Origin of the sequence: Kitasatospora sp. NPDC058444, assembly GCF_042721415.1 — a bacterium.
Taxonomy (GTDB): Bacteria; Actinomycetota; Actinomycetes; order Streptomycetales; family Streptomycetaceae; genus Kitasatospora.
The window spans coordinates 87,208-101,100 of sequence record NZ_JBHXLL010000004.1 but is presented as its reverse complement, the minus strand read 5'-3'; the positions used below and the strand labels follow the sequence as shown (position 1 = coordinate 101,100).

The window sequence follows — 13,893 nt, the reverse complement described above, 5'->3', positions numbered from 1 at the left end:
CGCGGGAGCTCCGGACGGGGCCGGTGCCGCCGGTACGGCGACCGGCCCCGTCGGCGCGGGCTCAGCGCCGGCGGGCGGCCAGGAACTCCTCGAAGGTCAGGACGCCGTCGTGGTTGGTGTCCATGCTGTTTATCAGCGCCTCGGCCATCGAGATGGTGACGTCGTGGTCGCCCATCTCGTTGGCCGCCAGGGCGTACTCCGCCGCGGTGATCTTGCCGTCGCCGTCCTCGTCGTAACGGTCGAACATGGCCTTGATCGCCTCGGTGCTCTCCATCGTGCCCTCCTGGGTACTGCGGGGTGTTGCTGGGTTCGGACGGCCGTACACTACCCGGCCGTGGCGCGCACCACGGTCGCCGGGAGTGGACGTGCGCGGGGGTGGGTGTCGTAGTCTGCGGATCTGATTGCAGGCCCGGGCTCCTCCCGGGCGTTCGTTCGTCCAGGGAGGGAATCGTGCTCGACCTCGTCACCAAGCTGGTGCTGAAACCGGTCTCGCGGGGGATCTGGCGGCCGGTCATCGAGGGAATCGAGAACGTGCCGCGCAAGGGCGGGGTGATCCTGGCCAGCAACCACCTGTCCTTCATCGACAGCGTGGTCATCCCGCTGACCGCCCCGCGCCGGGTCCACTTCCTCGCCAAGGCCGAGTACTTCACCGGCTCCGGGCTCAAGGGCCGGCTCTCCAAGGGATTCTTCGAGTCCATCGGCGCCGTACCGGTCGAGCGCGGCACCTACCGTTCCGCTCAGGCCTCGCTGGAGTCCGCACTGGCGATCCTGGAGGACGGCAAGGCCTTCGGCATCTACCCCGAGGGCACCCGCTCGCTGGACGGCCGGCTCTACCGGGGCAAGACGGGCGTCGCCTGGCTCGCGCTGACCGCGGGTGTGCCGGTCGTACCGGTGGCGCTGGAGGGTCCGGAGCAGATCCTGCCGGTGGGCAAGCGGGTTCCGCGGCTGAAGAAGGTGACGGTCCGCTTCGGCGAGCCGCTGCACTTCGACGAGCTGCACGGGCAGGCCCGTTCGCTGAAGGCCCGCCGGCAGGTGACCGACGAGGTGATGGCGGCCATCCAGCGGCTCTCCGGCCAGGAGATCGCGGAGAGCTACAACGAGATCCCGAAGGCAGCCTGACCGGCGGGCTCCGGCGCGTCCGGCGACTCGGGCACCTCCGGCGACTCCGGCGACTCGGGCACGTCCGGGGACTCGGGCGCGTCCGGCGACTCCGGCACCTCCCGGCGCAGCAGCGCCGCGTACCGGCCGTCCAGCGCCACCAGCTCCTCGTGGGTGCCGAGCTCGACCACCTCACCGTGGTCCAGGACGGCGATCTGGTCCGCGGCGCGGACGGTGGAGAGCCGGTGCGCGATGGTGATCGTGGTGCGGCCGGCGGCCAGGGTGTCCACGGCCTGCTGGACGGCGCGCTCGGTGCGGTTGTCCAGCGCGCTGGTGGCCTCGTCGAGGATGAGCACCGGCGGGTTGCGCAGGATCGTCCGGGCGAGCGCGAGGCGCTGCTTCTCGCCGCCGGAGAAGCGGTAGCCGCGCTCGCCGACCAGGGTGTCGTAGCCGTCCGGGAGGGCGGCGATGGCGTCGTGGATCTGCGCGGCCCTGGCGGCCTCGACCAGTTCGGCGTCGTCGGCGCCGGGCTTGGCGAAGCGCAGGTTCTCGGCGACCGAGGCGTGGAAGAGGTAGGTCTCCTGGGAGACCACGCCGACCGCTCGGGCCAGGGTGTCGAAGGACAGCTCGCGCACGTCCACGCCGTCCAGGGTGACCTGCCCGCCGGTGACGTCGTACAGCCGCGGCACGAGGTAGCTCAGGGTGGTCTTGCCCGAGCCGGTCTCGCCGACCACGGCCAGTGAGCTCCCGGCCGGGACGGTGAGGTCGACGCCGGCCAGGGTCGGGCGCTCCTGCTCGGGGTCGTAGCGGAAGTCGACGTCCTTGAAGCGGACCTCGCCGCGGATGCCCGTCAGGGTGACCGGCTCGGCCGGCTCGTCGATCTCCACCGGCAGGTCGAGGTACTCGAAGATGCGCTGGAAGAGCGCGAGGGAGGTCTGCACGTCCACGCCGGTGGAGAGCAGGCTGACGGTCGGGCGGAAGAGGCCCTGCTGGAGGGTGACGAAGGCGACCAGGGTGCCGACCGAGACGATCGGCGCGCCGGCGGCGGAGGTCAGCCCGGCCGCCCAGTAGATCAGCGCGGGCATCGCGGCCATCACGATCTGGATGGTGTTCATCCGCCAGCGCCCGGCCATGCTGGCCCGCACCTCCAGGTCGGCGAGCTGGTCGGACTGCCCGGTGAACTCCCGGGCCAGCGAACCGGAGCGGCCCATCGTGCGGCCGAGCAGGATGCCGCTGACCGAGAGCGACTCCTGGACCGCCGAGCTCATCGCGGCCAGCTGCTTCTGCCGCTCGGTGGTGATCTTCTTGCGCTCCCGGCCGACCCGGCGGCTGATCCAGACGAACAGCGGGAGCAGCAGCAGCGAGACGACGGTCAGCCGCCAGTCCAGGGCGACCATGGCGACGACCGAGGCGACCACCGCGGTCAGGTTGGAGACCAGGCTGGTCGCGGTGGAGGTCACCGTGGACTGCATGCCGCCGATGTCGTTGGCGATCCGGGACTGCACCTCGCCGGTGCGGGTGCGGGTGAAGAAGGCCAGCGACTGCCGCTGGAGGTGGCCGTAGACGGCGGTGCGCAGGTCGTGCATCACGCGCTGGCCGACGGTGGTGGAGATCAGCGTCTGGAGGACGTTGAAGACGCTGTTCACCACGGCGGTCAGGATCATCCCGAGCGCGAGCAGGCTGAGCAGCCCCGTGCGGCCCTGCGGGATGGCGGTGTCCAGGACGGCCCTGAGCAGGAACGGCGAGACGACCGAGACCACCGCGGAGGCCGCGACCAGCAGCCCGACGGCGGCCAGGCGGCCCCGGTACGGGCGGAAGAGCGCGAGGATGCGGCGCCATTCGGCCGGCGGGCTGGGTTCGCCCTCGGCACGCTCGGGCGGGGTCCAGTCGATGGCAGTGGGCCTCAAGGACGGGCCTCCCTGGGTGGGATGGTCGGGCGGGCGGTCGGGTCGTCGGTCGGGCTGGGGTCAGCATAGCGAGGGTAGCTCATAGTTAGACAAGCTAATAGTGAGGGTTACTCTATTCCTCGGATCGCCCGATGCCCGATGCCCGATGCCCGATGCCCGATGCCCGACCGCCGCCTCGACCGTCAGTTGGTCCGGTAGGTGCGCGCCGCCTTGGAGGAGACCCCGCCGAGCTTGCCGGAGGGCAGCACCCGGGCGATGGCCACGGCAGCCTTGTACCGCTTGCCCGGCACGGACACGGACCGGCCGCGCGCCAGGTCGCGCATCGCCTCGTCCACCACCCGCTCGGCGGAAAGCCAGGACCAGGACGGGATGTTGCCGGTGCCCATGCCCGCCCGCTGGTGGAACTCGGTCCGGGTGAAGCCCGGGCACAGCGCCATCATGCGCACGCCCGTGCCGCCGAGGTCGCGCAGCACGCCTTGGGTGAAGCTGACCACCCAGGCCTTGCTCGCGCCGTACGTGCCGCGCGGCAGGAAGGCCGCCACCGAGGCGACGTTGACGATCGCACCGCGGCCGCGCTCCCGCATGCCGGGCAGGGCGGCCGTGGTCAGCCGCAGGATCGCCTCGATGTGCACCTTCAGCATGGCCAGCTCGTCCTGGAGCGGAACCGTCCCGAAGGCGCCCTTGTTGCCGAAGCCGGCGTTGTTGACGAGGAGGTCCACCGGGCGGGCGGAGTCGGCGAGCCGGGCCTCCACCGCGCCGATGCCCTCGTCGGTCGCGAGGTCGGCGGTCAGGACCTCCGCCTCGATGCCGTACCTGCCGTGCAGGTCGGCGGCTGCGCGCTCCAGGCGCTCGGTGTCCCGGGCCACCAGGACGAGCCGGTATCCACTACGGGCGAGCCGGCGGGCGAAGGCGGCTCCGATGCCGGCGGTCGCGCCGGTGATCAAGGCTGTGGTCATGCCCCGACCGTACCGACTCGCTCCGATCGGGCCCACACCGAGGGCAAGTCCCCAGCTCAGCGGGCTGCGGATGCAGGTCCCCGGAGGTGCTCGTACTGTCGAACGGGGGCATCGTCCGACCGGGCGGTGAAATCCAGTTGAGGAGGCACATCTGATGCTTACTCAGTTCCGGACCGAAACGGCTACGACGTCGCACAGCGCGACGCTTGAGGCCGAGACACTCGCGAGCCTGATGGTGGAGGACGAGGCCGCCGTGTCCGACGCGCCCACGTACTCGCCCGAGGCCGCGGGGCTCCTGCTCCTGCTCGGCCTGCTCCTTCTCTCCCCGAAGGGACCGAAGGACAAGCCGATCCGGTAGCCGGGCCCCTGCCCCACAGGGCCGCGCGCCCATGCCGAGTCTCCTGAAGGAGTACCTCACCACCATGCCGTTCGCCGAAACCCCCCTCCGTGACGAGTACGCCGCGGCGGTCGAGCGGGTGGCCGGCCGGACCCTCGACGCCCTCCGGGGCGCCGAGGGTGCGGCCGCACTCGCGGACCCGGACACCGCCGCGCCCCGCCCGCTGCTGGCCGCGGTGCGCGTGCTCGGCGCCGACCTCTTCACCCCGCAGGTGCTCGCCGGGGCCGAGCCCGACGGACCCACCGCCGCGCTGCTCGCCGAGGCCCGACGGGCCTTCCCCGCGCCGGCACCGGCATCCGCCGAGGCCGCGCTGGTCATCGCCTGGCAGGACCGGGCGGTCGACCAGTTGCTCGCCCGCACACCGTACGGGGATGCCGCACCAGCCGCGGAGCCCTCCCCATTGCCCGGACCGGCCGACCTGGGCTGGCAGTCCTGGTCGGTACGGATGGCGCAGCTGTCCGTGCTCGCGCTGCCCGGCCTGGACGGCCCGGTGCACCAGGCCGCCCGCTCCGACACCCTGGCCCTCGCCCGCGGCACCGTACGCTCCATGCTCCGCCGGGACTTCACCACCGCCGTGCGACTCGGCCGCTGGCTCGCCTGGACGAGCGCCGAGGGGCATCCACTGCGGATCGAGGTGGAACCGATCCTGGACCGGACCCGCCTGGTCGGCATCAGCGCCGTCCGCACCCGACTCGAACTCGCCATCGCCCAGCGCCTGTTGGAAAGTAGCCCGGCATGACCGACACCGAGACGCTCGCCATCGCCCAACAGCTCGGCACCCGTGCGCTGTCCTGGCTGCACACGTCCTACCAGGGCAGCTACGGCAAGTTCGCGGACAACAGCGTCATCGACCTCTCCAACCCGGACGATGCCTACAAGCCGCTCTGTGAAGCCGCGATGGCCTCCTCCCTGGTGTTGCGCGACGGAGTCGCCGGACCGCACGACATCCATGCCGCGCGCGACCTCCTCGAAACCGCCTGGGGCCAGCTGCACGAGGGCGACATGCTCTACGAGCGCCAGCTGCGGCACGTCACGATCACCGACCCGCTGGAGACGTACGCGCACTTCGCCCGGCTCGGCTACCGGCACGCCGCACTCGAGGAACTGCTCGAATCACTCAGCCGGCTGCGGGCCGTACATGCCGTCGAGATCCAGGGCAGCCGACTACTGGCGCTCGCCAACGCACGGCGGATCATCGGGCTCAGCCACCGGCCGGACTGGGCCGCGCTCGCCGCCCGCACCTGGCTCGGTTCGCTCCCCGAACCCTGGACCGTCGCCTGGTCCACCGCCTACCAGGTCACCCACGCCGTCTTCCACCTCACCGACTGGGGCGCCCGACCCCAGGACCTGCCCGAACCGATGCGGGACTACCTGCACGACTGGCTGCCGGTCTGGCTCGACATCTGGCTGGAGATCGGACAGTGGGACCTGGTCGGCGAGTTGCTGATCGTCGACTCGTGCATCGGGGAACCCATCACCGGGCGGTCCGGCTGGGAGGCCCTGGCCGCGGTGCAGCGGGAGGACGGCCTGGTACCCCGGGACACCGAACCGATCGACGACGACCCGGATTCGGCCATCAAGGGGCACGAACACACCGCCGTGGTCGCGATCGTCGCCTCGACGGTCGCGCTCTCCCGGGCACTCAGCGGCGCGAACGGCGCCGACACCACCGACATCGCGGCCGCATGAACGAACTCGACACGGCCGTCCGTACGGCAGTGCGGGCGGCCGAGCCGTACGCGACCGCGGTCACCGTGGCCGTCGCACGCGACGGGCAGGAGGAAGTGAGGTGCTTCGGGCGCCTCGCACACGGTCGGACGGCCGCGTGCACCCCGGACACCGTCTTCGAACTCGGCTCGGTCAGCAAGACGTTCACCGCGCTGCTGCTCGCCGAACTGGCCGCGCGCGGCGAACTCGCCCTCGATGACCCGGTCACACGACGACTGCCGCCCGACTGGCGTCCGATGACCGTCCGCTCCCCCGAGCCGATCCGGCTGCTGCACCTCGCCACCCACACCTCGGGGCTGCCCGGGTTGCCACCCGGACTGCTCGCCGGAGCCGTGCCGACCTGGCAGACCAACCCGTACGCGGCATTCGGCGATGACCAGTTGAGAGCAGCCCTGTCCCGAACCACCGTACGCAGCAGGCCCGGAAGCATGCACCGGTACTCCAACTACGGGGTCGGACTGCTCGGGCGACTACTGGCCGAGACGGGTGGACTGCCGTACGGGGAGCTGCTCGCCAAACGGGTCCTGGTGCCATTGGGACTCAGCGCCACCACATGCGCGCCGGAAGCACCGGACGCGCCGGACGTGCCGAGCCGGGCGACCGGCTACCGGCGCGGACGGGCGATGCCGACCTGGCGGATCCCAGGGCTGCCGGGCGCGGGCGCGGTACGCTCCAGCGGAAGCGACCTGCTGCGCTACCTCCAGGCCCATCTCGGCCAGGGGAGCGGCGAGTTGGGGACGCCACTGGCCGATGTCCAACGGGTCAGGCTGCGGCTTCCGCACTCCTCCGACGAGCTGTGCCTGGTGTGGAACCACCGCCGCTCGGGAGGGCGCGAGCTGTACTTCCACACCGGCGCGACCCGGGGGTTCACCGCCTTCGTCGGATTCTCGCCGACGGGTGCGACCGCGGTGGCGACCCTCGCCAACACCGGCCCGAAGCGCGGCGGACGGTTCGTCCAGGCGGGATACGAGGTGCTACGGACCGCCGCCGGCTGTGGCACCTAGCAGGTGGCACCTGACGCCTGGCACTTGGCACTTGGCACCTGGACCGCTACGGCCTCGGAGCTCCATGGCGTCAGACCGCCACGGCCTTGGCGCGGTCGGCGGCGATGTGCACGGCGAGGCCGGCGAGGACGGTGCCCATCGCGTAGCGCTGGATCCGAAGCCAGCCGGGTCGGCGGTTGAGGAAGGCGGCGATGCTGCCCGCGCTCACCGCTATCAGCCCGTTGACGGTGATCGCGATCGTGATCTGGACCAGGCCCAGCAGCAGGCTCTGCACGGCGACGTGGCCGCGCTCCGGGGCCACGAACTGGGGCAGCAGCGAGATGTACATGATGGCGATCTTGGGGTTGAGCAGGCAGGTCAGGAAGCCCATCGCGAACAGTCGGCGCGGCGGGTCCGGCGGCAGCTGTTGCGGGGCGAAGACCGCCGTGCCGCCCGGCTTGACCGCCTTCCAGGCCAGCCAGAGCAGGTATCCGGCGCCGGCCAGCTTGATCGCGGTGTAGAGGGCGGGCACCACCGAGAACACCGCGGCCACTCCCGCCGTCACCGCGACCAGGTAGACCAGGAAGCCGGCCGCGACCCCGACCAGCGAGATCAGCCCGGCGCGGCGGCCCTGCGCGATCGAGCGCGAGACCAGGTAGATCATGTTGGGCCCGGGCGACAGCACCATGCCCAGGGCCACGGCGGCGATCCCGAGCAGGGCCCGGCCGTCCACGGCTGATGTCAACGCGTCCATGCGAGGAGGCTAGGACGGGCAATCGGGTCAATGCAATGATGACTTTGCACTCGGTGCAATGCCCGGCCGTTGCCGCTTGCGCTGTGGCGCTGGTGCCGCTGGTGCGCTGGTGCGAGGGATTCTGCGAGGGAGTTCGGGGAGGACCGACCACCGATGGACGACTACCGCCTGATCGCCGACCGGATCGCCGCCGAGATCGCGGACGGGCGACTGCGGCCCGGCCAGCAGCTGCCCACCCAGCGCGCGTTCGCCCGCAGCCGGGGCATCGCCGACTCGACGGCCGGGCGCGTCTACCGGGAACTGGCCCGGCGCGGACTGACCGTCGGGGAGGTCGGGCGCGGAACGTTCGTCCGGGCCGGGCGCGCTCCGGACGACGCCCTGGTGGCGCTCTCGGAACCCACCGCCGCCCCCGTGGACCTGGAGCTCAACCACCCCACCGTCCCCGGTCAGGCCGAGCTGCTGGCGGGCGGACTGGCGCCGCTGCTGCGCCCGGACGCGCTGGGCGACGCGCTGCGACCGGTCGGCGTGGCCGGGACGGGCGCGGCCCGGCGGGCGTTCGCGGGGCTGGTGTCGGCCGGCTCCTGGGAGGTCGACGCGGAGCAGCTGCTGTTCGCCGGCAACGGAAGGCAGGTCATCGCCGGGGCGCTGTCCGCGCTGGTGCCGCCCGGACAGCGGCTGGGTGTCGAGGAGCTGACCTATCCGGTGGTCAAGGCGGTGGCGGAGCGGCTGGGCATCGTGCCGGTGCCGCTGGCCGTGGACGAGCACGGGGTGCTGCCCGAGTCCGTGGCCGCCGCCCACCGGGCCGGGCCGCTGCGCGCGGTGTACGTCCAGCCGCGCCTGCAGAACCCGCTGGGCGCGAGCCTGCCGCAGGAGCGGGCGACAGCCCTCGCGGCGGTGCTGCGACGGCTCGACCTGCCGGTGGTCGAGGACGCCATCTGGTCCTTCCTGCGGCCCGAGCTCGCGCCGCTGGCCGCGCTCGCGCCGGAGCGCACCGTGCTGGTGGACAGCCTCTCCAAGCGGCTCGCCCCGGGGCTGACCACCGGGTTCGCGGTCGTCCCGGCGGCGCTGCGCGAGCGGGTGGCGGGGGCGCTGCGCTCTGGCGGGTGGACGCCGAGCGGCTTCGCGCTGGAGGCGGCGGTGCGCTGGATCGGGGACGGCACGCTGTCCGCGGTGGAGGCGGCGAAGCGGGCCGACGCGACGGCCCGGCAGCTGCTGGCGCGCGAGGTGCTGACGGGGCAGCGGCTGCGGTCCGACCCTTGCTCGTACTACCTGTGGTGGGAGCTGCCGCCCGGCCTGCGGGCGGAGGCCTTCGTCGCGGAGGCGGCGCGTGCCGGGATCTCGGTCACACCCGCGGCGGCCTTCGCCGTCGACCCCCGGCGCTCACCCTCCGCCGTCCGGGTCGGGCTGGCGTCGCCGCCGCTGCCGGTGCTGGCGCGGGCGCTGCGGACGCTGGCGGGGATTGCGGAGGGAGGTAGGGCGGGGCGGGTGAGCAGCGAACAGCGAACGGCGAACGGCGAACAGATGACAACTGACAGCTGACAGATTTCGAAATCTGTCAGCTGTCAGTTGTCGTTCGTCATCCGTTACCTGTCGCCCGTGCCGCTCCGGCTCCCCCGGACCGCGGTGTCCGCCGCGCCCCCGGCGCCGACAGCGCGCAGGCGGCTCGCCGCGGTGGCGGCGAGCTGGGGCGCGATCCGGGCCACGTCCCGGGAGCCGACCACCGCGATCAGGGTCGGCAGCAGCCAGCGGACCGGCTGCATCCCGCGCAGCCAGGCCTGCGCGTAGACGTGGGCGGACCGGCGGGCGATCCCGGCGACGATCCGTTCCACCGCGGGCTCCAGCGGATACGTCTTGTTCGCCGGCCACGGCAGCCGGGAGCGCATCTGCTTCAGCACGGCGTCCTGGTCGGCCCCGCGCACCATGTCCGTGTCGGTCCAACTCAGATATCCGACACCGACCTTGACCCCTTGGTAGGCCACCTCCGCACGGATCGAGTGGGCGAAGGCCTCCACCCCGGACTTGCTGGCGCAGTACGCGCTCATCAGCGGAGCGGGGGTCAGCGCCGCGAGCGAGGCGATCTGGAGCAGGTAGCCGCGGCTCTCGGCGAGCGCCGGCAGGAAGGCCCGTGCGGTGGCCACGCTGCCGAGCAGGTTGACCTCGATGACCCGGCTGAACGCCTTGTGGTCGCTGTCGGCCAGCGGCCCACCGATGGCGATCCCGGCATTGGCGACGACGGCGTCGATCCGCCCGTAGTGCTCCTTGATCCGGCGGGCGGTGGACTCCAGGGCGTCGAGGTCGGTGACGTCCACCTCCCAGCTGCTCGCGGACGGGCCGCACTGCGCGGCGACGGCCTTCAGCTCCTCCGGCTCCAGCCCCAGCAGGGCCACCTTCGCCCCGCGCCGGGCGAGCTTGCGGGCCAGCGACGCGCCGACGCCGCGCGCGGCCCCGGTGACGACGACGACCTGCGCGGACAACGGCGGGATGGCGTTCATGCGACGGCGGTCCTCTCATCGACGGAAGCTGAAGCAGCGCCGGCGGAAGCAGCGCCGGCGGGCGCGGTGGCCAGGTACGCGGTGGCCATCCGGTGGATCTCGGCGGCGACCTCCTCCGGGCGCTCCAGCGGCGACATGTGGCCGACTCCGGGTAGCAGCAACAGCCCCTGCGGGTCCTGGAGTTCGGCGACGATCCGGTGGGCGTGCACGGGCGGGGTCAGCCGGTCGTCGGTGCCGACCACCACCGCCGTGGGCACCGCGAGCCGGGCGAGCCCGGCGTGGACGTTCAGCCGGTCCAGCACCGCGGCCCAGTTGGCGCGGACGGCGGTCGGGCAGGCGTGCACGATCCGGGCCGTCGCCTCGACCTGGCCGGCGGGCGAACCGGGCCCCATCGTCGCGTACTTGAGCGCCGCCCGGCTGGCCGGTGAGACCGGCCCGAGCGGCATCCGGGAGCGCAGCAGCTGCCGGTGCAGGAAGCGCCGCAGGCCCCGGGACCGTACGGCCGGTGGCAGGACGGTGAGTTCGGCCACGAGGTCGCCCGGCCCGGTGGAGATCAGGACGGCCGCGGCGGTGCGCTCGGCGACCTCGGGACGGCCACCGGCGGCCATGATGGTCATTCCGCCCATGCTGTGCCCGGCGAGCACGGCCCGCTCGCCCGCCGGAACGGTCCGCGCGAGCACGGCGGACAGGTCCTCGGCCAGCGCCCGGGTCGAGTAGCGGGCCCGGCTCGGCGGGATCTCGCTGTGCCCGTGGCCGCGCTGGTCGTAGGCCACCACCCGGTAGCGGTCGGACAGTCGGCGGATCACCGGGGCCCAGAAGGCGGTCGAGCAGGTCCAGCCGTGCGCGAGCACCACGGTGGGCGCGCCGGGCTGGCCGTGCACCTCGACGTGCAGCCGGATACCGTCCGCCGACCGTACGCTCAACTCCTCCGCCGAAACCGGCGGTTCGTACTCCTCGGGCAGCTGGACGCCGTTCACGCGGAGACCTCCTGGACGGCGGCGCGGGCGGCGGCCGGTGCGGCGCGCATGATCAGCTCGTACTCGCCGAGGTCGACCTTGCGGGTGGCCCGGCGGAAGGAGGTGGTGGAGCCGGGCCAGAGCACGGTGTTCTTGCCGTTCGGGTCGAGGTACCAGCTGAGGCAGCCGCCGGTGGTCCAGACGGTGCGGTCCATCCGGTGCTGGAGTTCGAGGTTCCACTGCCGCTGGGCGCGGGCGGTGGGCTGCATCGCGGCGGCACCGATCGAGCCGAGCGTGGTCAACGCGTCGATCATGTAGTTCAGTTGGGACTCGATCATCAGGATCATCGAGCTGTTGCCGAGGCCGGTGTTGGGCCCGATGACGAAGAAGAGGTTCGGGAAGCCGTGCACGGTGGAGCCGCGCAGCGCCTCCATGCCGTCCTTCCACTCCTCCGCCAGGCTGGTGCCGTTGGCACCGAACACCCGGGCGCCGATCGGCATGTCGGTGACGTGGAAGCCGGTGCCGAAGACGATGGCGTCCACCTCGTGCTCACTGCCGTCGGCCGCGACCAGCGTGGAGCCGCGCAGTTCGCGCAGCCCGGAGGAGACGACCTCGGTGTTGTCCGCCGCGAGTGCCGGGTAGTAGGTGTTGCTGAGCAGGATGCGCTTGCAGCCGATCCGGTAGTCCGGGGTGAGCCTGGCGCGCAGCTCCGGGTCGCGGACGCCCTGGGCGATGTGGCGCTCGGCCATCCGCTGGACCAGGCGCAGCAGCCCGGGGCGGCGCACGAAGGCGTCGACCTGGATCTCCCGGAGAGCGAAGAGGGTGCCGCGGCGGACCTTCGTGGTGACCGGCAGGCGGCCGTGCAGCCACTTCTCCAGCTGGGTGATCTCACGGTCGCGGCGCGGCAGCACCCAGGCCGGAGTGCGCTGGAAGACCGTCAGCTTGCCGACCTTGGGCTGGATCGACGGGATGATCTGGGCGGCGGAGGCGCCGGTGCCGACCATCGCGACGCGCTTGCCGGTCAGGTCGAAGTCGTGGTCCCAGCGGGAGGAGTGGAACACCTTGCCGGGGAAGCCGCTCAGCCCGGGCAGGTCGGGGATCTGCGGGTCGGCGAGTGGTCCGGCGGCGGAGACGATGGCGTCGGCGGTCCACTGGCCGGCCGAGGTGGTGATCCGCCAGCGGGTCTGCTCGCTCTCCCAACGGGCTTCCAGCACCTCGGTGTTGAAGCGCAGATGAGGGCGGAGACCGAAGACGGTGGCGACCTTCTCCAGGTAGGCGCGGATGTCCGGCTGGCCGGAGAAGCTGCGCGGCCAGTCGGGGTTGGGCGCAAACGAGAAGGAGTAGAGGTGCGAGGGCACGTCGCAGGCGCAGCCGGGGTAGCTGTTGTCGCGCCAGGTGCCGCCGACGGAGTCCGCCCGCTCCAGCACCACGAAGTCGGTGATCCCGGCGCGGCGCAGTCGGACCGCGGCGCCGAGGCCGCCGAAGCCGGAGCCGATCACCGCCACCCGGACGTGCGGGACGGGCTCCTGCGCCGCGGTGGCGTCGGTCGCTGCGGACGCGCCGGAGCTGGGGCGCTTGCTGCTGGATGCCATGCGGCAAACCTCCTGAGGGTGGGACGGTGATCGTCGCGCTCTCCCGGAGTCCGCGAGCCCCCGGAACCTCCCGGGGGCTGCAAGCCCCGGAACCTCCCGGCGGCTCGCCTCCGGGACCCTGCCAATCGCGCCAGTAATCACTGGCATGGTTGGCAGGGTAGCCCTTGCTGACACCGAATGGAAGAAGCGCGACGGCTCCGGTTCGGGGAACCTTCCGAGCCTGCGGTCCTATGCTGATCGCCGTGGACAAGGTCAGAGCTGCTGCGGGCGACAGAAAACGCGAGTACCGGGTGGAGGAACTGGCCGAGGCCGCCGGCATCACCACCCGCACCCTGCGCTTCTACCGCGAGCGCAAACTGCTCCAGCCGCCCCGCAAGGAGGGCCGTATCGCCTGGTACGGCGAGGAGCACCTGGCCCGGCTGCGGATGATCGGCGAACTGCTCGAACGCGGCCACACCCTGGGCGGCATCACCGAGCTGATCGGCGCCGGCGAGAGCGGACGGGACGTCGCCGAGCTGATCGGACTGGAGGCGGCGATCGTCGCGCCGTGGTCCGACGAGACGCCGGTGCGCCTGGACTGGGACGAGCTGAAGAGCGCGTTCGGCGACCAGCTCACCGAGGAGAACACCGCCGAGTCGATCGCCCAGGGCTACATCAGCGTCGGAGAGGCCGGCATCACCCACGTCAGCCGCCGGCTGATGGACGCCACCAGGGAGCTGGTGGCGGAGGGGGTGCCGCTCGCGGCCGTGCTGGAGGCCAGCCGGCGCACCCAGGAGCACGTGGACGCCATCGCCGAGATCTTCATCGAGGTGGTCAGCGAGCACCTGCTCAGCGCGCTGGCCGCCGACACCCCGCTGCCGCCCGGCGAAGCCACCCGGCTCACCGAGCGCATCCTGCGGGTCCGGCCGCTGGCGCGGACCGTCGCGGACGCCCAGTTCGCCCTCGCGATGGACCGGCGGGTGCACGTCGAGTACGCCGAACTCCTGCGCCAGCGACGGGAGAACGGCTCCGAGGCGTAACCGGACCGCCG

General features: G+C 72.4%; 14 protein-coding genes. 7 read left to right on the top strand and 7 right to left on the bottom strand.

All coding sequences use genetic code 11. From position 1 onward, the window contains the following. Positions 1 to 61: 61 nt before the first annotated feature. Entirely contained in the window at positions 62 to 274 is a 213-nt protein-coding gene (locus ACFWP2_RS06840; RefSeq protein WP_360338128.1) for an EF-hand domain-containing protein, read from the bottom strand. 176 nt (positions 275 to 450) lie between these two features. On the opposite strand from ACFWP2_RS06840, the gene ACFWP2_RS06835 reads away from it, so the two are divergent. After that, positions 451 to 1,119 carry a lysophospholipid acyltransferase family protein gene (locus ACFWP2_RS06835; protein WP_380449130.1) on the top strand — a complete coding sequence of 223 codons (669 nt, stop codon included), beginning with the start codon at positions 451 to 453 and terminating at the stop codon, positions 1,117 to 1,119. On the opposite strand, the gene ACFWP2_RS06830 is transcribed toward ACFWP2_RS06835, so the two are convergent. Both ACFWP2_RS06830 and ACFWP2_RS06825 read right to left on the bottom strand, forming a co-directional pair. After that, positions 1,092 to 3,005 (bottom strand): ABC transporter transmembrane domain-containing protein, encoded by a 1,914-nt coding sequence (locus ACFWP2_RS06830; protein ID WP_380449128.1) that lies wholly within the window; start codon positions 3,003 to 3,005, stop codon positions 1,092 to 1,094. The two genes, ACFWP2_RS06835 and ACFWP2_RS06830, sit on opposite strands and share 28 nt — an antisense overlap. 182 nt (positions 3,006 to 3,187) lie before the next feature. Next, positions 3,188 to 3,961 (bottom strand): SDR family NAD(P)-dependent oxidoreductase, encoded by a 774-nt coding sequence (locus tag ACFWP2_RS06825; protein ID WP_380449126.1) that lies wholly within the window; start codon positions 3,959 to 3,961, stop codon positions 3,188 to 3,190. 154 nt (positions 3,962 to 4,115) lie between these two features. Between ACFWP2_RS06825 and ACFWP2_RS06820 the strand changes: the two genes are divergently transcribed. From ACFWP2_RS06820 to ACFWP2_RS06805, 4 genes are read left to right on the top strand one after another with little or no spacing between them, the layout of a single operon-like run. Beyond that, positions 4,116 to 4,319 (top strand): hypothetical protein, encoded by a 204-nt coding sequence (locus ACFWP2_RS06820; RefSeq protein ID WP_380449124.1) that lies wholly within the window; start codon positions 4,116 to 4,118, stop codon positions 4,317 to 4,319. Between the two features lie 31 nt (positions 4,320 to 4,350). Then, on the top strand, positions 4,351 to 5,097 hold the full coding sequence (locus ACFWP2_RS06815; RefSeq protein ID WP_380449122.1) for a hypothetical protein: 747 nt from the start codon (positions 4,351 to 4,353) through the stop codon (positions 5,095 to 5,097). Continuing rightward, positions 5,094 to 6,047 carry a DUF6895 family protein gene (locus ACFWP2_RS06810; RefSeq protein WP_380449120.1) on the top strand — a complete coding sequence of 318 codons (954 nt, stop codon included), beginning with the start codon at positions 5,094 to 5,096 and terminating at the stop codon, positions 6,045 to 6,047. Before ACFWP2_RS06815 ends, ACFWP2_RS06810 begins: the two co-directional genes overlap by 4 nt. Further along, entirely contained in the window at positions 6,044 to 7,090 is a 1,047-nt protein-coding gene (locus tag ACFWP2_RS06805) for a serine hydrolase domain-containing protein (RefSeq protein WP_380449118.1), read from the top strand. Before ACFWP2_RS06810 ends, ACFWP2_RS06805 begins: the two co-directional genes overlap by 4 nt. A 70-nt stretch (positions 7,091 to 7,160) precedes the next feature. On the opposite strand, the gene ACFWP2_RS06800 is transcribed toward ACFWP2_RS06805, so the two are convergent. After that, positions 7,161 to 7,823 carry a LysE family translocator gene (locus ACFWP2_RS06800; RefSeq protein WP_380449116.1) on the bottom strand — a complete coding sequence of 221 codons (663 nt, stop codon included), beginning with the start codon at positions 7,821 to 7,823 and terminating at the stop codon, positions 7,161 to 7,163. A gap of 153 nt (positions 7,824 to 7,976) precedes the next feature. Between ACFWP2_RS06800 and ACFWP2_RS06795 the strand changes: the two genes are divergently transcribed. Then, positions 7,977 to 9,362 (top strand): PLP-dependent aminotransferase family protein, encoded by a 1,386-nt coding sequence (locus ACFWP2_RS06795; protein WP_380449114.1) that lies wholly within the window; start codon positions 7,977 to 7,979, stop codon positions 9,360 to 9,362. Between the two features lie 44 nt (positions 9,363 to 9,406). Here the strand turns inward: ACFWP2_RS06795 and ACFWP2_RS06790 are convergent, their stop codons facing one another. The 3 genes from ACFWP2_RS06790 to ACFWP2_RS06780 are packed head-to-tail and all read right to left on the bottom strand — an operon-like array spanning position 9,407 to position 12,863. Further along, positions 9,407 to 10,315: an SDR family oxidoreductase gene (locus ACFWP2_RS06790; RefSeq protein WP_380449112.1), complete on the bottom strand. Its 909-nt coding sequence runs from the start codon at positions 10,313 to 10,315 to the stop codon at positions 9,407 to 9,409. Continuing rightward, positions 10,312 to 11,292: an alpha/beta fold hydrolase gene (locus ACFWP2_RS06785; protein ID WP_380449110.1), complete on the bottom strand. Its 981-nt coding sequence runs from the start codon at positions 11,290 to 11,292 to the stop codon at positions 10,312 to 10,314. Before ACFWP2_RS06785 ends, ACFWP2_RS06790 begins: the two co-directional genes overlap by 4 nt. Continuing rightward, on the bottom strand, positions 11,289 to 12,863 hold the full coding sequence (locus ACFWP2_RS06780) for a flavin-containing monooxygenase (RefSeq protein WP_380449108.1): 1,575 nt from the start codon (positions 12,861 to 12,863) through the stop codon (positions 11,289 to 11,291). Before ACFWP2_RS06780 ends, ACFWP2_RS06785 begins: the two co-directional genes overlap by 4 nt. 242 nt (positions 12,864 to 13,105) lie before the next feature. On the opposite strand from ACFWP2_RS06780, the gene ACFWP2_RS06775 reads away from it, so the two are divergent. Beyond that, positions 13,106 to 13,882: a MerR family transcriptional regulator gene (locus tag ACFWP2_RS06775; protein ID WP_380449106.1), complete on the top strand. Its 777-nt coding sequence runs from the start codon at positions 13,106 to 13,108 to the stop codon at positions 13,880 to 13,882. The last annotated feature ends 11 nt before the right edge of the window (positions 13,883 to 13,893 follow it).